Genomic DNA, 20,847 nt, shown 5'->3' with positions numbered 1-20,847 from the left:
GGTTCAGTGGCCCGAGTTGTCCACGTCCGAGGCCATGCGCATGGCCTCGGTGATGGAGGTGCGGCCCAGGCGCAGCAGTTCCAGCGCATGGTCCACCAGGCTGCGGCCGGCCATGCGCTTGCGCGCGGCGGCGAGGAAGGCGGTCGGGTCGCCCTGGGTGGCGGCCTGGGTCAGGTCGGCGTCCATTTCCAGCATCTCGTAGACGCCGTGGCGGCCGGTGTAGCCGGTGCTGTTGCACTGGGTGCAGCCGCGGCCGCGCTTGGGTGCGATGCCGGCCGCACGTTCGCCCGCCACCGCGTCCAGCCAGGCCTGCTGCTGCGGGGTGAGGGCATGTGGCTCGGCGCAGTGTTCGCACACGCCGCGCACCAGGCGCTGGGCGATCACGGCCTGCAGCGAGGTGGCGACCATGAAGGCCGGCACGCCCATGTCCAGCAGGCGGAAAGGTGTGCTGATGGCGTCCTTGGTGTGCAGCGTGGAGAGCACCATGTGGCCGGTCATCGCGGCGCGCAGGCCGATCTCGGCCGTCTCCGGATCACGCATTTCGCCGACCAGGATCACGTCCGGGTCCTGCCGCAAGCAGGCGCGCAGCACGCGGGCGAAGGTCAGCTCGATCTTGTCGTTGACCTGCACCTGGGTCAGGCCCGGCAGCCGGTATTCCACCGGGTCTTCGACGGTGATGATCTTGTTCTGCTCGGCGTCCACCTCGGCCAGTGCGGCGTACAGCGTGGTCGTCTTGCCGGAACCCGTGGGGCCGGTGACCAGCACCATGCCGGAAACGCGGCCGAGGATCTCGGTGAAGCGGCGCAGCATCGCCGAAGGCATGCCGATGCTGTCGAGCCGGCGCACCGCGCTGTCCTGGCCCAGCAGCCGCATCACCACCGATTCGCCATGCTGGCTGGGCAGCGTGGACAGGCGCACGTCCAGCGTGCGGTCCTTCAGTCGCAGCGAGAAGCGGCCGTCCTGCGGCAGGCGCTTCTCGGAAATGTCCAGCGAGGCCATCAGCTTCAGGCGCTGCGTGAGGGCCGCTGCAATGCGCTTGTCGGCCTGCGCCTGGGTCTGCAACACGCCGTCCACGCGGTTGCGGATCAGCAGCTCGCGCTCCTGCGGCTCCAGGTGAACGTCGGACGCGCCGACGTTCACGGCGTCCTCGAACAGCGATTGCAGCAGCCGCACCACGGGCGCGGCTTCCTGGCCCAGGCTGGCCTGCAGCGTGCCGAAGTCCACCGCATCGCCCACGTCCTTTTCCAGCGCCTTGGCCAGGCCAGTGATCTCGTCGTTGCGGCGGTAGTGCTTGTCGAATGCGGCCGGCAGCTGGCTCTCGGCCGCCACCGCGATCTGGATCGGCTTGCGCAGCAGCCGCACCAGCTCGTCATAGGCGAACAGGTCCAATGGGTCCGCCACGGCCACGGTGCAGAAGTCGCCCTTGTCTTCCAGCACGATGGCGCGGTGGCGCCGGGCGGGGGACTCGGGCAGCAGCTTGACCGTGTCGCTGCGCAGCGGGAAGGTCTTCAGGTTGACAAACGGAATGCGCAGCTGAGTGGCCAGGGCCTGTACCACCGCCTCTTCCGTCACCAGCCCACGCTCGATCAGCAGGCGACCGAGGCGCTTGCCCGTCTGCTTGCCTTCCTCCAGCGCCTGCTGCACCTGGGCCTCGGACACCAGCTTCTGCTGCACCAGCACGTCCCCCAGCCGCAGCTTGGGCGGCTTGGCAAAGGTGGTCGGGCTGGCGGGGGCGGTCGGATCGGCACTCATGGCAGGCAGCCGCGCGGGAAAAGCGCAGCGCAATGTCGGGTACCGAGGATGCTAGGAGCTGGGCGAGAAAGCGATGGATGGATGAAGCCGGGGTTCAAGGCCCAGATCGAGTCTTGCAACTTGCCAGCTGCTGGTTGTGCCGGTCACGGGCGCTTGGCCCCTGCCGCCAGGGTCAGGTCTCGGCGCTGTTGACCACCCGCTCGATGCGCCTGTCCGGCACCAGCCAGATCAGCGCCGACAGCACGTAGAACGACAGTGCCAGCCAGGTCATCCAGAACGAGGTGGCGATGCCGGCGATGTAGAGGAAGGGCGAGAACTTGCCTTTCCAGTCGCTGCCCAGCGCGCGCTTGAGCATGGACTCGTTGCCGTCCACCGACATGATGCAAAGCTGCAGCAGGTACCAGGCGACAGCGCACATCAGCAGCACGAAGCCGTAGACCGCGCAGGGCAGGGGGCCGAAGTGGTTCTCGCCCAGCCAGCCCGTGACAAAGGGCAGCAGCGACAGCCAGAACAGCAGGTGCAGGTTGGCCCACAGCACGCCGCCGTTCACGTGCCTGGCCGCGTGCAGCATGTGGTGATGGTTGTTCCAGTAAATGCCGACGTAGATGAAGCTCAGCACGTAGCTGAGGAACACCGGCGCCAGCGGCAGCAGCGAAGCCAGGTCTTCGCCGTGTGGCACCTTCAGCTCCAGGACCATGATGGTGATGATGATGGCCATCACGCCATCGCTGAAAGCTTCAAGCCGGGTCTTGCCCATCGTGGGTTCCTTGTGCTGGTTCGATTGATGGCGTGAGCATGGGCGGGTGTCAGTCGCACCAGGGCGTTTGCACCACGGCCAGCAGCTTGCCGTCTGCGTCCCGGTGGCGCAGCCAGCCGGTGCGCAGGAAGGGGCTGGGCTTGGGGTCCAGGCCGTTGCCCTTGGCGGACCAGGCCCAGGTCTCGGCGAGTTGCATCCACAGGCCGTCCGGCAACTTGGCAAAGGCCAGGACCTGCACTTCGCGCGACCAGTGGTCCGACGCCTCCTGCCCGCGCAGCGTGGCTTGCAGCTTGGCGCGCGGGGTTTTCTTGTCCTGCTGCTGCATGAAGGCCAGCACGGCCTTTTCGCTGGCGGGCGTGGACTTGACCGGCTCGGCCTTGGGGTTGTGCGCGACGAGCAAGGGCGCGTCTTCGGGGTTCACCAGCTCGCCGCGGCGGCCCATGGCCATCACCGGGGTGCCGCTCTGGCCGTCGCTGGTGTCGACCTGCAGCCAGACCGGCTCGCCGCTGGCGTTGCGGGTCTCGACGCGAGGGGCGGTCGGGTTGCCCCACAGCGGCACGTAGGCGTATTCGTCCTGGCATTCGCCGTTGAAGGTCTTAATCTCTTCGCAGCGCAGCGGCTTGGCCGGCTGGCCATCGCGGGTCCAGGTGGGCACGGCGTCCGGCGCGGCGGGCTTGGCGCCAGCGTCCGGGCCTTGCGCCCAGAGCTTGTGGGCGCGCACGTAGCCGGTCGCGCTGGTGCCGATCAGCTTGGCTTCGGGCCAGCAGGCGGAATCGGCGATGGCGCTTGCGCAAGGCAGGGCCAGGGCGAGCACGAGGAGCAGGGATGAGCGTTGAGGTTGGCGTGACATGCGCGGCAGCATAGCGGGGGATCGGGGTTCGGCCACGCTGGGGCAGGCCTGGTGTTCAGCTTTAGGGGGGTTGGCTGGTGGTGTGTCGGCAGCGTCCTGCCCGCTGACAGAATCCCCCCGCGTTGCTTTGCGGCGGCGCCCGAGGCCGGTGTTCGCCGGCCCGGCATTCCATCAAAGGGAGAAAAATTCATGAACGGTTTCCAATTGAAGTCCGCCTGCCGATGGCTGGGCCTCGCAGTGGCTGGGCTGGCCTGTCTGCCCGCCATGGCGCAGACGGCACCGCAGGTCTACCTGGAGCGTGGCCTGGTGCTGCCCACCGGCAACGTGATGCACGCCTACCGCGTGCCCATCACCGACTCGACCGGCAAGCTCGCCTATTGGGACCTGACGATGACCGTGACGGCCAACGATGCCGGCAAGCCGGTCAAGGTCGACGTGGTGTCGGTCAAGTCCATCAAGGTCAACGGCAACAACTTCGTCGCCGGCACCTACAAGAATGCGCTGGGCGAGGTGTGCAGCGTGGCCACGTCCATCCTCAGCAGCGGGCGCCAGCAGGCTTCGATGAGTTGCAACGCGGCGAATGGCTATGTGATCAGCGGCAGCTGGACCAGTGGCGCCATTGCCGGCCATCCGTTCGAGCTGGACCTGCTGGCCGCCGGCATCGACAAGATCCCCAACCAGACCGACTACAGCTGGGGCGAAGTCGGCTACGCGAACGGCACCTTCTGGGGCTGCGCCAACACCGGCGAGATCCTCAGCGCGGTGCAGGCCGGGGACCAGCTCACGCTGAGCGGCTACAACAGCAGCAACAGCCAGGCCTGCGGCATCACGTTCACGCTGCAGCCTTGAAGCAACGGCCGCCGCCGGGGCTCAGTTTCCCGTTGCGGCGGCCAGGCCATTGGAGAAATGGCCTTGCATCAGCGATGCGGCACCCGCCGCATCGCGCCGCCGCAGCGCCGCCACCAACGCGCGGTGCTCGGCCAGCGACTCCTCGATGCGGCCCTGCTTGAACAGCGAATGATGGCGGTTGAGCTTCATCATCTTGCGCAGGTCGTCGACGATCTGGATGGTCCAGCGGTTGCCCGCAGCTGCCAGCAAGGCCATGTGGAACTGCTCGTTGGTGCGGAAGAATGCGTCGCGCTGGCCGGTCTGGCTTTCCAGCCGGTCGTGCAGGGCCTGCAACTCGGCCAGTTGCGCGTCGCTGGCCTTGCGCGCCACCTGTGCTGCAGCGTCGCTCTCTAGCAGGCCCAGCAGGTGATAGACCTGGTTCACATCGGCCACCGACATCTCGGTGACATAGGCGCCGCGCCGCACCTTCATCGTCACCAGGCCTTCGACCGCCAGCACCTTCAGTGCCTCGCGCAGCGGCGTGCGGCTGATGCCGTAGTCGACCGCCAGCTTCTGCTCGTCGATCCAGCTGCCTGGCTCCAGCTCGCGGTTGAAGATCTGCTCGCGCAGTTTTTCTGCCACCTGCTGGTACAGGGCCCGCGGGGAGAAGAGGGTGGCGGTGTCGTCAGCGGTCACGGTCGAATCGGTCAGCGATGGAAAGAGGTCAGGGCGCACGGCGGACCTAGGCGGGCCCGGCGGCGTTGCGTACGCAAATCTCACGCCTGCTTGAATATTGCATCCATAATTATGAATCACGTATGATGGAAAACGTGGACCCGCGCTCATCTGCGCTCATGGCGGGCCCCGTCTGGAGCCCGCATGTCGTCAAGTTCTTCGCCCGAGTTCAAGCCTGCCAGCCTGTCGCAATGGGCGCAGGCCGCTGCCAAGTCCGCGCCGAATGGCAACCTGGAAGCCTTGAACTGGCAGACGCCAGACGGCATCACCGTCAAGCCGCTCTACACCGCGGCCGACCTGCAAGGCCTGGCCTACACCGACACGCTGCCCGGCTTCGAGCCCTTCCTGCGCGGCCCTCAGGCCACGATGTACGCAGTGCGCCCGTGGACCATCCGCCAGTACGCCGGCTTCTCCACCGCCGAGGCCAGCAATGCCTTCTACCGCAAGGCGCTGGCCGCCGGCGGGCAGGGCGTGTCGGTGGCCTTCGACCTGGCCACCCACCGCGGCTACGACAGCGACCATCCGCGCGTCACCGGCGACGTGGGCAAGGCGGGCGTGGCGATCGACTCGGTCGAGGACATGAAGATCCTGTTTGACCAGATCCCGCTGGACAAGGTGTCCGTCTCGATGACGATGAACGGCGCGGTGCTGCCGGTGCTGGCCGGCTACGTGGTGGCCGCCGAAGAACAGGGCGTGGCGCAGGATCAGCTCTCCGGAACCATTCAGAACGACATTCTGAAAGAGTTCATGGTGCGCAACACCTACATCTACCCGCCCGAGCCGAGCATGCGCATCATCGGCGACATCATCGAGTACACGGCGAAGAACATGCCGAAGTTCAACTCGATCAGCATCTCCGGCTACCACATGCAGGAGGCCGGCGCGAATCAGGCACTTGAATTGGCCTTCACGCTGGCAGACGGCAAGGAATACGTGAAGACCGCCATTGCCAAGGGCATGGACGTGGACGACTTCGCCGGCCGGCTCAGCTTCTTCTGGGCCATCGGCATGAACTTCTACCTGGAGATCGCCAAGATGCGTGCGGCGCGCCTGCTGTGGTGCCGCATCATGAAGGGCTTCAATGCCCAGAAGGCCAAGAGCCTGATGCTGCGCACCCACTGCCAGACCTCAGGCTGGAGCCTGACCGCGCAGGACCCGTACAACAACGTGGTGCGCACGACAGTCGAGGCCATGGCCGCCGTCTTCGGCGGCACGCAAAGCCTGCACACCAACGCGCTGGACGAAGCCATTGCGCTGCCCACCGAATTCAGTGCCCGCATCGCCCGCAACACCCAGCTCATCATCCAGGAAGAGACGCACATCACCAGCGTGGTCGACCCCTGGGCCGGCAGCTACATGATGGAAAAACTGACCCAGGACATGGCCGACCAGGCCTGGGCCATCATCGAGGAAGTCGAAGGCATGGGTGGCATGACCAAGGCCGTCGCTTCCGGCTGGGCCAAGCTGAAGATCGAAGCCGCCGCGGCCGAGAAGCAGGCCCGCATCGACTCCGGCGCGGACGTGATCGTTGGCGTCAACAAGTACAAGCTCGCGAAGGAAGACGCGATCGAGATCCTGGACATCGACAACGTCATGGTGCGCGAGGCACAGGTCGAACGCCTGAAGAACCTGCGCGCTGCACGCGACAGCGCCAAGGTCGAGGCCGCGCTGGCGGCGCTCACTGCCGCCGCCGAAAGCGGGCAGGGCAACCTGCTGGACTTGAGCATCCAGGCGGTGCGCCTGCGCGCCACGGTGGGCGAGGTGAGCGACGCGCTGGAGAAGGCCTACGGCCGCCACCGCGCCGACATTCAGAAAGTCACCGGCGTCTATGCCGCGGCCTATGACTCGGCCGAAGGCTGGGAGAAGCTGCAGGGCGAGATCGCCGCGTTTGCCGAAGAAGCCGGTCGCCGGCCGCGCGTGATGATCGCCAAGCTCGGCCAGGACGGGCACGACCGCGGCGCCAAGGTGGTGGCCACCGCGTTTGCCGACCTGGGCTTCGACGTGGACATGGGCCCGCTGTTCCAGACGCCCGAAGAGTGCGCCCGCCAGGCCATCGAGAACGACGTGCATGCGGTGGGCATCTCCACGCTGGCGGCGGGGCACAAGACGCTGGTGCCGGCCATCGTCGCCGAGCTGAAGAAGCAGGGCGCGGACGACATCATCGTCTTCGTCGGCGGCGTCATCCCCGCGCAGGACTACGGCTTCCTCTACGACGCCGGCGTCAAGGGCATCTACGGCCCCGGCACGCCGATCCCCGTCAGCGCCAAGGACGTGCTGGAGCAGATCCGCGCTGCACAGTCCGCCTGAGCGGTTTGATCGACACTGATTGACTGACCGCCGGCCAGCGCCCGCACTCCGCGGGCCGCCGTCGCCCCAAGGACTGCTGCATGACGCTCCCCCTGTTCCGCCCGCCGGCTCGCGTGACCTGGACGTTTCGCTGGCCCCGGCTGGCGAAGGCGACTTCGAGGCCTTGCTGTCGCTGCGCCTGGCCGCCATGCGCGAAAGCCTGGACAAGGTGGGCCGTTTCGACCCGCAGCGCGCCCGCGAGCGCCTCTCGCGCGGCTACCTGCCGGCGTACACGCGGCACATCCTGCGCAGCGGCGAACTGGTTGGCTTTGTCGTCGTCGTGCCGCGTGAGCATGACTGGCTGCTGGACCACCTCTACATCCATCCCAGCGCGCAGGGCGAAGGCATCGGTTCCTGGGTGCTGTCGCAGGTGCTCAACGAGGCAGACGCGCAGCACAAGGCCGTCAGCGTGACCGCCCTCAAGCACAGCGACGCCAACCGCTTCTACCTGCGCCACGGCTTCGTGCTGCAGGCCGAAGGCGAGTGGGACCTGTACTACCTGCGCTCGTCACGATGAAGCCCTTCACCGTCTACCTACTGCGCTGCGCCGACGACAGTTTCTACGTCGGCCACACCGACGACCTGGCGGCGCGGCTGCGGCAGCACCAGGAGGGTGAGGAGGGCTACACGTCGACTCGCCGTCCGCTGGCGCTGGCATGGACGGGGGAGTTCGAGACGCGCGACGGGGCGCTGGCGTTCGAGCGGCAGATCAAGGGATGGTCGCGGGCGAAAAAAGAGGCGCTGATGCGCGGGGATTGGGAGGGGATTCAGGCGCTGGCGCGCAATGGCCTGGAGCGGGGGCTTCGACAGGCTCAGCCTGAACGGCTCCCTTCCGTTCGCCCTGAGCCTCCCACCACCGTTCGCCCTGAGCCTGTCGAAGGGCCGGCCGGTCCACTGGAAGACGCTGCTTCCGAAAGCCGGCTTCGACAAGCTCAGCCCGAACGGGGGGTGAGTGGCAATGTTCACCCTGAGCCTCCCTTTACCGTTCGCCCTGAGCCTGTCGAAGGGTTGCTTCGACTGCGCAGCCAGACCTCATTGAGTGAGGCAGGGCTTCGACAAGCTCAGCCCGAACGGGGAGAGGTGAGCGCTCCCCCATCCGTTCGCGCTGAGCCCACGCTTTCCGTTCACCCTGAACCCACCCTTTCCGTTCACCCTGAGCCTGTCGAAGGGCCCAAGGAACCCTGGCTTCGACAGGCTCAGCCCGAACGGAGTGGGGTGTCCGAACGGGAGGCTGAGGGCGGCGTTCTCCGCGAGCCCACATTCGCCATCGAGCCCGAACCCACATTTCCCGTTCACCCTGAGCCTGTCGAAGGGCCCAAGGAGCCCTGGCTTCGACAGGCTCAGCCCGAACGGGGGGAGCGATCTCAGCCTGAACGAGAGGAGGGGTCTCAGCCCGAACGCGGGCAGCGATCTGAGCCCGAACGAGAGGAGGGATCTCTGCTCAATCAGGCGGCAGTGGCTCAGCCCGAACCGGCTGAAACCGACCCGCTGTTGCTCGCCATCTTGAACCCGGAGCCCGCCCCGCGCCGCCGCGCCATCGCCAAGACCATCACGCTGCTGGAGTCCACCCGGGCGGATCATCGGCAGCGCGCCGATGCCTTGCTGAACGCCTTGCTGCCGCACACCGGCCGCTCGTTCCGCCTTGGCATCTCCGGTGTGCCGGGTGTCGGCAAGAGCACTTTCATCGAGGCGCTGGGGCTGCACCTGATTGCCCTGGGCCATCGCGTGGCGGTGCTGGCGGTGGACCCATCTTCCAGCGTTTCCGGCGGCTCCATCCTGGGCGACAAGACGCGCATGGAGCAGCTCAGCGTCAATGAGTCTGCCTACATCCGCCCCAGCCCCAGCAGCGGCACGCTGGGTGGCGTGGCCGAGCGCACGCGCGAGGCCATGCTGGTCTGCGAGGCAGCGGGCTACGACATCGTCATCGTCGAGACCGTGGGCGTAGGCCAGAGCGAAACAGCAGTCGCCGGCATGACCGACATGTTCGTGCTGATGCAGCTGCCCAATGCCGGAGACGACCTGCAGGCGATCAAGAAAGGCGTGATGGAAATCGCCGACCTGGTCGTCATCAACAAGGCCGACCTGGACGAAGCCGCGGCCACCCGCGCCCGCGCGCAGATCAGCTCGGCGCAGCGCCTGTTCCATGGCCACGGCATGGCGCATCCCGCGCCCGGCGAGCCTGAACGCTGGCAGCCCACCGTGATCCAGCTCAGTGCGCTGAAAGCCCAGGGCGTGGACACTTTCTGGCAGACCGTGCAGCGCTTCCGTACGCTGCGCGCCGCGGCCGGCCAGATCGCGGCACGCCGCCAGCGCCAGGACGAGTCCTGGATGTGGGAGCGGCTGGACGCCGGCCTGAAAGCCCGCTTCCGCGCCCACCCCGGCGTGCGAGAACAACTGGCACCGCTGACTGCTGCGGTGCGCGCCGGCGAGGTGGCTGCCTCGGTGGCGGCGCGCCGCCTGCTGGACCTGCTGGACACGCGCTGATCTCACCATCTTTCCAGATACCCGAACGAGACAAGAGGACGACCCCATGCAAGACATTCAGCAACGGCTGGAAGACCAGCGCCAGAAGGCCCGCCTGGGTGGCGGCGAGAAGCGCATCGCCGCACAGCATGGCAAGGGCAAGCTGACTGCGCGCGAACGCCTGGAGCTGCTGCTGGACGAAGGCACGTTCGAAGAGTGGGACATGTTCGTCGAGCACCGCTGCACCGACTTCGGCATGGCCGACAACAAGATCCCTGGCGACGGCGTGGTGACCGGTTACGGCACCATCAACGGTCGCCTGGTGTTCGTCTTCAGCCAGGACTTCACCGTCTTCGGCGGCGCGCTCTCCGAGGCGCACGCCGAGAAGATCTGCAAGGTGATGGACCAGGCGATGAAGGTCGGCGCGCCGGTCATCGGCCTTAACGATTCGGGTGGCGCGCGCATCCAGGAAGGCGTGGCCTCGCTGGGCGGTTATGCGGACGTGTTCCAACGCAACGTGATGGCCTCCGGCGTGGTGCCGCAGATCAGCATGATCATGGGGCCCTGCGCTGGCGGCGCGGTCTATTCGCCGGCCATGACTGACTTCATCTTCATGGTGAAGGACAGCTCGTACATGTTCGTCACCGGCCCCGAGGTGGTGAAGACGGTCACGCACGAGAGCGTGACGGCCGAGGAACTGGGCGGCGCGCTCACGCACACCGGCCGCAGCGGCGTGGCCGACCTGGCCTTCAACAACGACGTGGAAGCGCTGCTGATGCTGCGCCGCTTCTTCAACTACCTGCCGCTGTCCAACCGCGAGAAGCCGCCCGTGCGCCCCAGCGGTGACCCGGGCACGCGCATGGACCTCTCGCTGGACACGCTGGTGCCGGAGAACCCGAACAAGCCCTACGAGATGAAGGAGCTGATCCTGAAGGTCGTGGACGACGGCGACTTCTTCGAGCTGCAGCCCGACTACGCGGCCAACATCGTGATCGGCTTCGCGCGCATGGAAGGCGCCACGGTCGGCATCGTCGCCAACAACCCGCAGGTGCTGGCCGGCTGCCTGGACATCAAGAGCAGCATCAAGGCCGCGCGCTTCGTGCGCTTCTGCGATGCGTTCCAGATCCCGGTCGTCACCTTCGTCGATGTGCCCGGCTTCATGCCCGGCACCTCGCAGGAGTACGGCGGCATCATCAAGCACGGCGCCAAGCTGCTCTACGCCTACGCCGAATGCACGGTGCCGAAGATCACCGTGATCACCCGCAAGGCCTACGGCGGCGCCTATGACGTGATGAGCTCCAAGCACCTGCGCGGCGACGTGAACTTCGCCTGGCCGAACGCCGAGATCGCGGTGATGGGCGCCAAGGGTGCCGTCGAGATCATCTTCCGCGAAGACAAGGGCGACCCGGCCAAGCTCGCCGCCAAGGAAGCCGAATACAAGGCCCGCTTCGCGAACCCCTTCGTGGCCGGCAGCCGCGGCTTCATCGACGACGTGATCCAGCCGCACGAGACGCGCAAGCGCATCTGCCGCAGCCTGGTGATGCTCAAGGACAAGCAGCTCGACAACCCCTGGCGCAAGCACGGGAACATTCCGCTGTGAGCCTCGCCACCGTCACCTCGCTGGTTGCGCCATTGCGTGGCGGTGCCTGGCGCTGGCTGGCTGGCGCCATCGGCGTGCTGCTGCTGGTGGACGTGCTGTGCCTGATGAGCCAGGGCATGTTCAACGTTGGCGTGTTGGTGCCTTTCCTGGCGGGGTTGGGCTTGGCTGCCATGGCGCTGTTCTGGCTGCCGTTGCAGCGCTGGCGGCAGGGCAGCGAGCGGCATCGCCGGCTGTGGCGCTGGGGCTGGCGCGCGGTGGCGCTCTGGGCGCTCAGTGTGCTGGCTTTCTGGGTCGTGCTGGCCCGGACTTCGGGTGACGCGCTGAGCGCTGCCGATGCGCCGGCCGCCATCGTCGTGCTCGGCTCGGGCGCGCCAGGCGGCGTGCCATCGCCCACGCTGGCCGCACGGCTGGACACGGCGCTGGTGCAGGCTGCGCGCTTTCCGCAGGCGCCGGTGGTGGTCAGCGGCGGTGTGGACTTCCGACAGAACCTCAGCGAGGGCCAGGTGATGGGCGACTACCTGCGCGCCAAGGGCTTGCCGGCGGCGCGCATCGTGCAGGAAGAGCGCAGCACCAGCACCGAGGAAAACCTGCTGTTCAGCAAGCCGCTGCTGGCCGCGCACGGCGTGAATGCCGACGCCCCCATCCAGATCGTCACCAGCGATTTCCACACGCTGCGCGCCGGCTGGATTGCCCGCCGCGCCGGCTACAGCCACGTGCGCGCGGTGGGTGCGCCCACGCCGCTCTACGTTCGCTACAACGCCTGGCTGCGCGAGTACTTCGCGATGATCAGCGGGTTCGTGTTGCGAGAGTTCTGAGCGCCCGGCATCACACAAGACAAGAGACACCTAGGAGCATTCGATGTTCAAGAAGATCCTCATTGCGAACCGTGGCGAAATCGCCTGTCGCGTCATCAAGACCGCGAAGAAGATGGGCATTGCCACCGTGGCGGTGTATTCCGAGGCGGACAAGGAGGCTCGCCACGTGGCGCTGGCTGACGAGGCCGTGCTGCTGGGCCCGGCGCCTTCGCGCGAGTCCTACCTGGTTGCCGACAAGATCATTGCCGCAGCCAAGGCCACCGGTGCCGAGGCCATCCACCCCGGCTACGGCTTTCTGTCGGAGAACGAGGCGTTCGCGCGCCGAGTCGAGGAAGAAGGCCTGGTGTTCATCGGGCCGAAGCATCATTCGATTGCCGCGATGGGCGACAAGATCGCCTCGAAGAAGCTGGCGAAGGAAGCGAACGTCAGCACCATCCCCGGTTGGAACGAAGCGATCGACACGCCCGAGCAGGCGGTCGAGATTGCCAAGGGCGTGGGCTACCCGGTGATGATCAAGGCCAGCGCCGGCGGCGGCGGCAAAGGCTTGCGCGTGGCCTTCAACGACAAGGAAGCCTTCGACGGATTCTCGTCCTGCCGCAACGAGGCCCGCAACAGCTTTGGCGACGACCGCGTGTTCATCGAGAAGTTCGTCGAGGAGCCGCGCCACATCGAGATCCAGGTGCTGGGCGATTCGCAGGGCAACGCGGTTTTCCTGTGGGAGCGCGAATGCTCCATCCAGCGCCGGCATCAGAAGGTGATCGAAGAGGCGCCGTCACCCTTCATCAGCGAAGAGACGCGGCAGGCCATGGGCGCGCAGGCGGTGCAACTGGCCAAGGCGGTGAAGTACCAGAGCGCCGGCACGGTGGAGTTCGTGGTCGGCAAGGACCAGAGCTTCTACTTCCTGGAGATGAACACCCGGCTGCAGGTGGAACACCCGGTGACCGAGTGCATCACCGGGCTGGACCTGGTGGAGCAGATGATCCGCGTGGCGGCCGGCGAGCCGCTGGGCTTCACGCAGGCGGACCTCAAGCGCGAGGGCTGGGCCATCGAGTGCCGCATCAATGCCGAAGATCCGTTCCGCAACTTCCTGCCGTCCACAGGTCGGCTGGTGAAGTACCAGCCGCCGGCCACCGCACTCGAACAGTCGGTGCAGACGCTGCAGGGCCCCGCCTACGAGGGTGGCTTCGGCGGCGTGCGGGTGGACACCGGCGTCTATGAAGGCGGCGAGATCCCGATGTTCTACGACTCGATGATCGCCAAGCTGATCGTGCACGGCCGCGACCGCAACGACGCGATCGCCAAGATGCGCGAGGCGCTGAACGCGTTCGTGATCCGCGGCATCTCCAGCAACATCCCGTTCCAGGCCGCGCTGCTGGCGCACCCGAAGTTCGTCAGCGGCGACTTCAACACCGGCTTCATCGCCGAGCACTACGGCCACGGTTTCCGCGCCGAGGACGTGCCGCACGACGAGCCCCTGTTCCTGGTGGCGCTGGCGGCCTTTGTGCGCCGCAAGGCCCGCGAGCGCGCAGCCGGCATCACCGGCCAGTTGCAGGGCCATGACGTGGCCCATGCAGACGAACTGGTCATCGTGCAGCTCGGCGAGCAAGGCCAACATGTGCACCACCCGGTGGCGCTGGGCGAGTTCGATGCGGCCAAGGGCACGCTGGCCGTGACCGTCGGTGGCAAAACCTTCCAGATCCAGAGCCACACCAAGCTCGGCGACGTGCTGATGGTCGGCACGGTGGACGGCAAGCCCTTCAGCGCACAGATCGAGCGCAGCCCGGCGCGCCAGCCGCTGGCGCTGCGTGTCTCGCACAACGGTACCGCCATTGACGCGCTGGCGCTGCTGCCGCGTGCCGCCGAGCTGCTCAAGTTGATGCCTTACAAGGCCCCGCCTGACCTGTCCAAGTTCCTGCTTTCGCCGATGCCTGGCCTGCTGGCCGAGGTCTCGGTGGCGGTTGGCCAGAAGGTGCTGGCCGGCGAGAAGCTGGCGGTGATCGAGGCGATGAAGATGGAAAACATCCTGGTTGCCACGCAGGACGGCATCGTCAAGGACGTGCTCGCCAAGAAGGGCGACAGCCTGGCGGTGGACCAGTCCATCCTGGCCTTCGAGTGAGGCTGTGCTGGCGTCCTCTGGTCCACTGAAGGTCGCGGTCGTCGGCGCCGGCGTGGCCGGTTGCGCGGCGGCGGTGTTGCTGCGCCGCGCCGGCCATGCGGTGCAGGTCTTCGAGGCAGTGGCGGAGCTGGCGCCGATTGGTGCAGGCGTGCTGCTGCAACCCACCGGTCTGCAGGTGCTGGGTCAGCTCGGCTTGCGGGACGAAATGGTTGCGCTCGGCGCCGTGGTCCACCAACTGGTGGGCGACACCGCCACTGGCCGCAGCGTGCTGGACATGGACTACCGCTGCCTGGGTTCACAGGTGCACGGCCTGGGCGCGCAGCGCGGCGCCTTGATGGGCTTGCTCTGGCAGGCGCTGCGGGCCAGCGGCGCCGATTGGCACTGCGGCGTGGCGGTGGATGGGTTCGCGCAGGACGATGCGGGTGTGACGCTGCGCCAGCGCGAGCGTGACCTCGGCCGCTTCGACCTGTTGGTGCTGGCCAACGGCACGTTTTCGCAGTTGCGCCGCCAGCTCACGGTGCCGCAGCGCGAAACGCTGTTCCCGTGGGGCGCCGTGTGGTGCGTGCTGCCGCAGCCCGAAAGCGCGCCGTTGCGGCTGCTGCGCCAGCGCTTTCGCGGCGCGCGGCAGATGCTGGGGCTGATGCCTGTAGGCCGCCCGCATGGCGTGCCGGACGCGCCTGGCGGCGTCAACCTGTTCTGGAGCCTGCGCGACGACGCGCTGAAGCGCTGGCAGGCGCAGCCGGATGCAGCGGCGCTGTCGGCGCTGAGGGCCGAGATGCAGTCCTTGCTGCCCGAGGTCGCGCCGCTGCTGGATGGTTTGACCGATCCCGCGCAGCTGCGCGTGGCCCGCTACGCCGACGTCCGCATGCAGCACTGGCACCAGGGCCGCGTGGTGGCGCTGGGCGACTGCGCGCACGGCATGAGCCCGCAGCTGGGCCAGGGCGCCAACATGGCCTTGATCGACGCCTGGGTGCTGTCGCAGTGCCTTTCGGACCATGGTGTACCTGTTTCGCTGGCCGAGTACAGCCGGCGACGACGCGCTCACCTGCGCTTCTACCAAAGCGCCAGCCGCTGGCTCACGCCGCTGTTCCAGTCCGATCAGCGCCTGGGCCCGGGCTTTCGAGATGCGTTTTTCGGCACCGCCGGCCGCCTGCCGTGGATCAAGGGCCAGTCCATGGCCACGCTCAGTGGCATGAAGTCCGGCTGGCTGTTGGGTCGCCTGGACCTGGCCGCCGCCACGCCACCCCCGTATTCGTTTCCGATGGAGCAAACCTCATGAGCAGCCCGAAACCTTTCCGCATCCTCGGCATCCAGCAGATCGCCATCGGCGGGCCGGACAAGCAGCGGCTGAAGTCGCTGTGGGTCGACATGCTGGGCCTGCAGGTCAAGAGTACCTTTGTTTCCGAGCGCGAGAACGTGGACGAGGACATCTGCGCACTGGGCAGCGGGCCGACGGCCGTGGAAGTGGACCTGATGCAGCCGCTGGACCCGGACAAGAAGCCTGCCGTGCACACCACGCCGCTGAACCACGTGGGCCTGTGGGTGGACGACCTGCCCAAGGCGGTCGAATGGATGACGGCCAACGGCGTGCGTTTTGCGCCCGGCGGCATCCGCCCCGGCGCGGCCGGCCACGACATCTGCTTCATCCATCCCAAGGCCAATGACGAGTTCCCGCTCTCGGGCGAAGGCGTGCTGATCGAGCTGGTGCAGGCGCCGGCCGACGTGATCGCGGCATTGGGCTGATCCGGGTATTCCCGAGGATCGTGTACCGTCGAGGTCATGTTGACGAGACCGCAAGCCGTTTGGCGCCAGGACCTGAGCGCACCGCCCCTGCCGTATGACCAGTACCGCCACTGGCGCGAGGCCGGCCCGCTGCTGTGGAGCGAAGCCTGGTTCGACGGCGCCTGGCTGGTCACCCGTTACGCCGACTGCGAAGCGCTGCTGCGCGACACGGCCCGCTTCTCGGCCCGCCGCACCGGCGGCTGGGTCACGCAGCAGGCCAGCGAGCGAGGCGAACTGAGCGAGTTCCAGCGACTGTTCGCGCGCGCCATGCTGTTCGTGGACGCGCCCGACCACGGCCGCCTGCGCCAGCTGATGCAGCCGGGCTTCACGCCGGCGGCCATGCGCGGGCTGCGCAGCGAGATCGAAGCCTTTGTCGCACAGGCGCTGGACCAGGCCGATGCGGCAGCCGCTGTGGGCCAGTCCTCCGACCTGATCGCGCTGCTGGCCCGCCCGCTGCCGGCCCGCGTAATGGCGCTGCTGCTGGGCCTGTCCGACGAAGACCCGGAACTCTTCAGCGTGGCCTCGTCCGACGACCTGGCCGCCTTCATCGGCGCGGCCCAGCCCAGCGAGCTGCAGGCCCGCCGGGCCCAGCGCGCGATGCTGCGGCTGGCGCGCGGCTTCGAAGCGGTGTTGAGCGCACGCCAGCAGACACCGGACCGGCCGGTGGCCGACCTGCTGGACCGCCTGCTGCAAGGCCAGGCCGAGGGCCGCATCACCAGCGATGCCGAACTGCTGGCGCAATGCGTGATGCTGCTGTTCGCCGGCCACGAGACCACACGCCACTTGATTGGCAGCCTGGTGCAGACGCTGGCCGGCGACCCGCTGCGCTGGCGCATGCTGCGTGAGCAGCCTGACCTGATTCCACGCGCGGTGCGCGAGGTGCTGCGGCTGGAAACCCCGGTGCAATACACCGGCCGCCGCGCGGTGGCCGATGTGCAGTGGCATGGCCAGACCATCCGCCGCGGCGAGCTGGTGCTGGCGATGATCGGCTGCGCGAACCGCGACGAAGCCCGTTTCAGCGAAGCCGAGCAGTTGGACCTGGCGCGCCAGCAGGGCGCGTCGCTGGCGTTTGGCACCGGCCCGCACGTCTGCATTGGCGCGGCGCTCACGCAGATGGAAGCCGAGGTGGTGTTGCAGCAGATGTTGCAGCGCTGGCCCGAGCCGCCGCAGTTGCTGGCCGCGCAGCCCGACTGGATTCCCGATGCGCTGTACCGCGGCCTGCGCAGCCTGCCGGTGATGCCGGCACGGCATGCACATGCCCCATCGGTGCTGCAGATGCAGGGCTGAGCAGCTGTCATTGTTTGGCGCATCAGCTCATGTGCTGAGCCATCGTCAATCGGAGGGGGGAAACGTCCTCCAGGCTGAGGGGACTGCCTGTCAGGCCTGACAGGTCCGGCCGTGCGCGCTGTCACCTATGCTGGGTCCAGGAAGTTGCGCTGCAAGGCGCCTGCCCTTTGATGGCCAGCCCTTGTGATCCTTGCTCTTCGGACCGAGAGGCTGAGCATCTCTCGAAGAGCTCAAAAACATCACGTTGGGTCGACGGTGCCTGGATCAGAACGGGCGGTGCAAGCGACGGCGGGTCAAGCGATGGTTTCGACGGCGCAGGTCGACGCGCTGGTCCGTGGCGCCTATCGCCCGCATCGCGACTTGCCCGCGGTATTGAGCGGCCTGGCCTGCGCCTTGATGGCGCAGCTGCCGGTGCAGCATGGCAGCCTGGAAGTCAGCGGTGTGGGCCGGCTGAGCTTTCACGGCGAACCGGCGGGTGGCATCGGCACCCGCTGGCACGACGCGGCCTGGGAGCAGGGCTGGCTGCCGCTGGAAGGTCATCCGCAGCCGGCGACCGGCGTGCAGACCGCGTTCACCGCTCACTACGCCGGCATGCCGATCGGCGAGCTCACGCTGGGCTGGCATGCGCAAGCCGAGGGTGGCGCGCAGCATGCCGATGGGGTGGCGCATTTTGCCAAGCGCTGTGCCTACCTGGCGCACCGCTACCGGGTGCAGGCCTGGTCGCGCCGGCAGCTGCGCCGGGCCAGCCTGCTGGTGGGCATCAGCCAGCCGCTGCACGCGCTGGAATGCTTCATCGAACGTGCGGCGGGCAGTGACCTGCCGGTGCTGCTGCACGGCGAGTTCGGCACCGAGAAGGCCTGGGCGGCCGCGGCCATCCATGTGGGCAGCCGGCGCAGTGCCGGTCCGGTGGTCGAGGTGCATTGCGCGGACCCTGCAGGCGAGCCGGCCCAGTGGCTGGCCAGCGCCCAGGGCGGCACGCTGTTCCTGAACGGCATTGACGAGCTGAGCCCGCGGCTGCAGACCCAGCTGCACCGCCACCTGCAACACCTTTGCCCGACCCACCTTGGCGAGGCCACCGAGGCCAACGGCGCTCGCATCATCGCCTCGGCCACCGCGGACCTGTCGCGGCTGGGCGCCGAAGCCGGGTTCTCCAGGGCCTTGCTGGCCGAACTGGACTTCCTTGGTGCCGAACTGCCGCCGCTGCGCGTGCGCGAGGACGACATGGAGGCGCTGATCAGCGCCACGCTGGAGCGCCATGGCTTCTCCGCGCCCCAGCGTTGCAGCGCCGAGCTGCTGCAGGCCTGCCGCGGCTACGACTGGCCGGAAAACGTCTCCGAACTGGAGCGCACCATTGCCCGCCTCGCGGTGATGACGGACAGTCCGGCCATTGGCCATGCCGAGGTGCTGCAGCATGCGCCCTGGTTGACGGGCGGCCACCGCTCGGCGGTGCCGGTGGAGCCGGTGGAACCGGTGGAACCGACCGCAGCGCAGCCGGCGCAGGCTGGCAGCCAGCCGGCCGCAGCTGCCTTGCGGCCGTCGCCTGCCACTGCCAGTTCACGGCCCACTGCCGCGCCGCGCACGGCGGCGCAGTGGGTGCAGGTGGTGCTGGAGCGCCAGACCCGGGTGCTGGACACGGTGCATGCCGGCCTGCGGCGCGCGCTGGTCTTCCTCGCCGAGCACCATGCCGAGCCGATTGCGCTGGGCGAGCTGGCCGAGCAGGCCCATGTCAGCGCCTCGCACCTGAGCTACCTGTTTCGCAGCACGCTGGGCCTGAGCTTCAAGTCCTTCCTGCTGAGCATCCGCATCCATGTGGCGCAGCAGTTGCTGCTGCTGGAGCCGCAGCTGCGCATCACCGAGGTGGCGCTGCGCGCTGGCTTTGCCGACCTCAGCCACTTCGAGCGCTGCTTCCGCCGCGCCATTGGCCAGAGCGCCCGCGAACATCGGCGGGCGCATCTGGGCGCGGCGTGACCGGTGGCGCTAATCCGCTGCGATGGCGTTGCTCAGCTGGAAGGTCCACGTCTGCGCGGAGGCGTCGATGCAGGTGACATTGGTGAAGGACCGCTGGCTGGAACTGATGTCGTAGACGCCTTGCTGCTCCGGGGGATCCTGCCCATCCACGGTCTGGCCGCCACCGCATTTCAGGACCGGCCCGTCGACGCTGCCTTCGGCGCCGTAGACGATCAGCGTGCCGAGGCCGGCGACCTTGATGGAGACGTTGCTCAGAGAGTTGGACATGGGGAAACCTTTCGATGGCAACGCGGCGCGAACACAGGCCCGGCCTGGCGCCGCTGGGCAGGCCGGGAGGGCCAGGGGCCCCGGGAGGATCAACTTGCGGGCTGGACCGTTTCAGCGCCTCGGCGTGCCGGACGTGATGCGCAGCACGGCGGTGGGCTGGTCGTGCGGCATGCCGGGTGGCAGCACCGAGACGCTGAGCACCACGTCGCCCGCGCTTTCGCTTGGTCCGGTGGTGATCAGCTCAACGTCGCGCTGCGTGGTCGAGCCGGTCAGCGCGGCGGGGCCTTGAACCGACCAGCTGACGCTGATGTCCGACAGCGGCGGGGACGTGCTCACGGCATAGCGCTGGCGGCCATTGGCCTGCAGCTGCGTGGGCGCGGGTGCGCCGCCAGCACCGGTGATGGCGGTGGCATACACGGTCAGCGGGATCAGCGCGTGAGCTTGCGCGCCACCTGTCAGCACGGTCACGGCAAGGCCATCGGCCCCTTCGACCGCGCTGGGCTGCACCCCTTGTGCCGTGACCGTGGTGTCCTGGGCTGCAAGCGAGACGTTGGCGCCCCCGGTCCAGAAAACCTGGGCGTCATCCGCCGAGGGCTGGACCGCTGCAGCGAAGCCTGCCGTTTGCCCGACTGGAATGCTGCTGATCGGCAAGCCGCCTTGCGCTCCCATGATCTGAACGGCCAGGGGGCTCAGCTGCCGACTGGCCCGCCAGTTGCCGCCGGCGAAAGCCAGTGCCACCGTCACCTCGGCGTTGTTGCTCGCGCTGTTGGCAACCAAGCTGACCACCGGGCCGCTGGCGTCGCCCATGATCTGCAGGTCGGCGCCGACCGACCATTGCCAGTCGCCGGCCTGCGCTGGCACGACGCCGGCCGGCAGTGTGCAGGCGCTCAGCACCCGGGTTTCGCCGACGCCGATGCAACTGCTCTCGGAGCCCGTGCTGCCGCTTGTGTCGTCGGCCACCGGAGGCGCCAGCGCCAGCACGAGTTCGAACACGGTGAGGGCAATGCTGGCCACCGCAGGCGTGCCCTGGCCTTGGGGCGTGAAGGTGGCGGTCAGCGTGGTGGCGCCGGGCTGCTGTGATCGCTGCTGGGAGATCAGTGTCAGCTGCGCGGTGTTGTTCGTACCGGTGATGAGCAGGGACGAAAGATCACCCGTCAGCGTCCACAGGATGCTGCCGGGTCCGTTCGGCAGGTTGAGCAAGCTGTAAGTGGCCTGCGCAAACGGCGCGAGGGCGGTGCAGGGCGCGTTGCCACTGAGGTCGGTGATGTTCATCTGGAGCTC

At 67.8% G+C, this 20,847-nt stretch carries 17 protein-coding genes and 1 pseudogene; 12 read left to right on the top strand and 6 right to left on the bottom strand.

All coding sequences use genetic code 11. The annotated features are described in order from the left end of the window. Nucleotides 1–3 precede the first annotated feature (3 nt). From AC3WR5_RS02225 to AC3WR5_RS02215, 3 genes are all read right to left on the bottom strand, one after another. Nucleotides 4–1,752 (bottom strand): GspE/PulE family protein, encoded by a 1,749-nt coding sequence (locus AC3WR5_RS02225; RefSeq protein WP_492481510.1) that lies wholly within the window; start codon nt 1,750–1,752, stop codon nt 4–6. Nucleotides 1,753–1,924: 172 nt separating this feature from the next. Beyond that, nucleotides 1,925–2,509, bottom strand: coding sequence for a TMEM175 family protein (locus tag AC3WR5_RS02220; RefSeq protein WP_492481508.1), 585 nt, complete (start codon nt 2,507–2,509; stop codon nt 1,925–1,927). 49 nt (nt 2,510–2,558) lie between these two features. Continuing rightward, on the bottom strand, nt 2,559–3,359 hold the full coding sequence (locus AC3WR5_RS02215) for a hypothetical protein (protein WP_492481506.1): 801 nt from the start codon (nt 3,357–3,359) through the stop codon (nt 2,559–2,561). Between the two features lie 189 nt (nt 3,360–3,548). On the opposite strand from AC3WR5_RS02215, the gene AC3WR5_RS02210 reads away from it, so the two are divergent. Further along, a complete protein-coding gene (locus AC3WR5_RS02210) occupies nt 3,549–4,208 on the top strand; it encodes a hypothetical protein (RefSeq protein WP_141286862.1) in 660 nt (219 codons plus the stop codon). A 21-nt stretch (nt 4,209–4,229) separates the two neighbouring features. On the opposite strand, the gene AC3WR5_RS02205 is transcribed toward AC3WR5_RS02210, so the two are convergent. After that, the gene (locus AC3WR5_RS02205; RefSeq protein ID WP_492481504.1) at nt 4,230–4,883 is read right to left on the bottom strand and encodes a GntR family transcriptional regulator; all 654 of its coding nucleotides are present in this window, start codon (nt 4,881–4,883) and stop codon (nt 4,230–4,232) included. A gap of 183 nt (nt 4,884–5,066) precedes the next feature. Between AC3WR5_RS02205 and scpA the strand changes: the two genes are divergently transcribed. The 11 genes and pseudogenes from scpA to AC3WR5_RS02150 all read left to right on the top strand — a co-directional run bounded on the left by scpA (nt 5,067) and on the right by AC3WR5_RS02150 (nt 19,299). Beyond that, entirely contained in the window at nt 5,067–7,229 is a 2,163-nt protein-coding gene (gene scpA / locus AC3WR5_RS02200) for a methylmalonyl-CoA mutase (RefSeq protein WP_492481502.1), read from the top strand. A 19-nt stretch (nt 7,230–7,248) separates the two neighbouring features. Next, nucleotides 7,249–7,785: a GNAT family N-acetyltransferase gene (locus AC3WR5_RS02195; RefSeq protein ID WP_492481500.1), complete on the top strand. Its 537-nt coding sequence runs from the start codon at nt 7,249–7,251 to the stop codon at nt 7,783–7,785. Further along, nucleotides 7,782–7,991 (top strand): annotated as a pseudogene (locus AC3WR5_RS02190) (GIY-YIG nuclease family protein); the annotation flags it as partial. The gene AC3WR5_RS02195 and the pseudogene AC3WR5_RS02190, both read left to right, overlap by 4 nt. 732 nt (nt 7,992–8,723) lie before the next feature. Next, on the top strand, nt 8,724–9,752 hold the full coding sequence (gene meaB / locus AC3WR5_RS02185; protein ID WP_492482600.1) for a methylmalonyl Co-A mutase-associated GTPase MeaB: 1,029 nt from the start codon (nt 8,724–8,726) through the stop codon (nt 9,750–9,752). A 46-nt stretch (nt 9,753–9,798) separates the two neighbouring features. Continuing rightward, nucleotides 9,799–11,331 (top strand): acyl-CoA carboxylase subunit beta, encoded by a 1,533-nt coding sequence (locus tag AC3WR5_RS02180; protein WP_141286867.1) that lies wholly within the window; start codon nt 9,799–9,801, stop codon nt 11,329–11,331. Next, complete coding sequence (locus tag AC3WR5_RS02175; protein ID WP_492481497.1) at nt 11,328–12,146, top strand: YdcF family protein; 819 nt, start codon at nt 11,328–11,330, stop codon at nt 12,144–12,146. The genes AC3WR5_RS02180 and AC3WR5_RS02175 overlap by 4 nt, the downstream gene beginning before the upstream one ends. Before the next feature lie 43 nt (nt 12,147–12,189). Then, on the top strand, nt 12,190–14,262 hold the full coding sequence (locus tag AC3WR5_RS02170) for an acetyl-CoA carboxylase biotin carboxylase subunit (RefSeq protein ID WP_492481495.1): 2,073 nt from the start codon (nt 12,190–12,192) through the stop codon (nt 14,260–14,262). A gap of 4 nt (nt 14,263–14,266) precedes the next feature. Further along, on the top strand, nt 14,267–15,541 hold the full coding sequence (locus tag AC3WR5_RS02165; RefSeq protein WP_492481493.1) for an FAD-dependent oxidoreductase: 1,275 nt from the start codon (nt 14,267–14,269) through the stop codon (nt 15,539–15,541). Then, nucleotides 15,538–16,005, top strand: a complete 468-nt coding sequence (locus AC3WR5_RS02160; RefSeq protein WP_492481491.1) for a VOC family protein — start codon at nt 15,538–15,540, stop codon at nt 16,003–16,005. The genes AC3WR5_RS02165 and AC3WR5_RS02160 overlap by 4 nt, the downstream gene beginning before the upstream one ends. A gap of 36 nt (nt 16,006–16,041) precedes the next feature. After that, complete coding sequence (locus AC3WR5_RS02155; protein ID WP_492481489.1) at nt 16,042–17,331, top strand: cytochrome P450; 1,290 nt, start codon at nt 16,042–16,044, stop codon at nt 17,329–17,331. 300 nt (nt 17,332–17,631) lie between these two features. Beyond that, on the top strand, nt 17,632–19,299 hold the full coding sequence (locus tag AC3WR5_RS02150) for a helix-turn-helix domain-containing protein (RefSeq protein ID WP_492481487.1): 1,668 nt from the start codon (nt 17,632–17,634) through the stop codon (nt 19,297–19,299). Nucleotides 19,300–19,308: 9 nt separating this feature from the next. On the opposite strand, the gene AC3WR5_RS02145 is transcribed toward AC3WR5_RS02150, so the two are convergent. Together AC3WR5_RS02145 and AC3WR5_RS02140 are read right to left on the bottom strand one after the other, a co-directional pair. Further along, nucleotides 19,309–19,566 (bottom strand): hypothetical protein, encoded by a 258-nt coding sequence (locus tag AC3WR5_RS02145; protein ID WP_492481485.1) that lies wholly within the window; start codon nt 19,564–19,566, stop codon nt 19,309–19,311. A gap of 111 nt (nt 19,567–19,677) precedes the next feature. Further along, on the bottom strand, nt 19,678–20,838 hold the full coding sequence (locus tag AC3WR5_RS02140) for a hypothetical protein (RefSeq protein ID WP_492481483.1): 1,161 nt from the start codon (nt 20,836–20,838) through the stop codon (nt 19,678–19,680). Nucleotides 20,839–20,847 lie beyond the last annotated feature (9 nt).

It is taken from the genome of Ideonella sp. FW305-24, assembly GCF_058788035.1.
This window is presented reverse-complemented; position numbering and strand designations above follow the sequence as displayed.

Coding starts and splice junctions, on each gene's coding strand:
- AC3WR5_RS02225 (WP_492481510.1), bottom strand. CDS start 1,752: ATGAGTGCCGATCCGACCGCCCCCGCCAGCCCGACCACCTTTGCCAAG.
- AC3WR5_RS02220 (WP_492481508.1), bottom strand. CDS start 2,509: ATGGGCAAGACCCGGCTTGAAGCTTTCAGCGATGGCGTGATGGCCATC.
- AC3WR5_RS02215 (WP_492481506.1), bottom strand. CDS start 3,359: ATGTCACGCCAACCTCAACGCTCATCCCTGCTCCTCGTGCTCGCCCTG.
- AC3WR5_RS02210 (WP_141286862.1), top strand. CDS start 3,549: ATGAACGGTTTCCAATTGAAGTCCGCCTGCCGATGGCTGGGCCTCGCA.
- scpA (WP_492481502.1), top strand. CDS start 5,067: ATGTCGTCAAGTTCTTCGCCCGAGTTCAAGCCTGCCAGCCTGTCGCAA.
- AC3WR5_RS02180 (WP_141286867.1), top strand. CDS start 9,799: ATGCAAGACATTCAGCAACGGCTGGAAGACCAGCGCCAGAAGGCCCGC.
- AC3WR5_RS02170 (WP_492481495.1), top strand. CDS start 12,190: ATGTTCAAGAAGATCCTCATTGCGAACCGTGGCGAAATCGCCTGTCGC.
- AC3WR5_RS02160 (WP_492481491.1), top strand. CDS start 15,538: ATGAGCAGCCCGAAACCTTTCCGCATCCTCGGCATCCAGCAGATCGCC.
- AC3WR5_RS02155 (WP_492481489.1), top strand. CDS start 16,042: ATGTTGACGAGACCGCAAGCCGTTTGGCGCCAGGACCTGAGCGCACCG.
- AC3WR5_RS02150 (WP_492481487.1), top strand. CDS start 17,632: ATGGTTTCGACGGCGCAGGTCGACGCGCTGGTCCGTGGCGCCTATCGC.
- AC3WR5_RS02145 (WP_492481485.1), bottom strand. CDS start 19,566: ATGTCCAACTCTCTGAGCAACGTCTCCATCAAGGTCGCCGGCCTCGGC.
- AC3WR5_RS02140 (WP_492481483.1), bottom strand. CDS start 20,838: ATGAACATCACCGACCTCAGTGGCAACGCGCCCTGCACCGCCCTCGCG.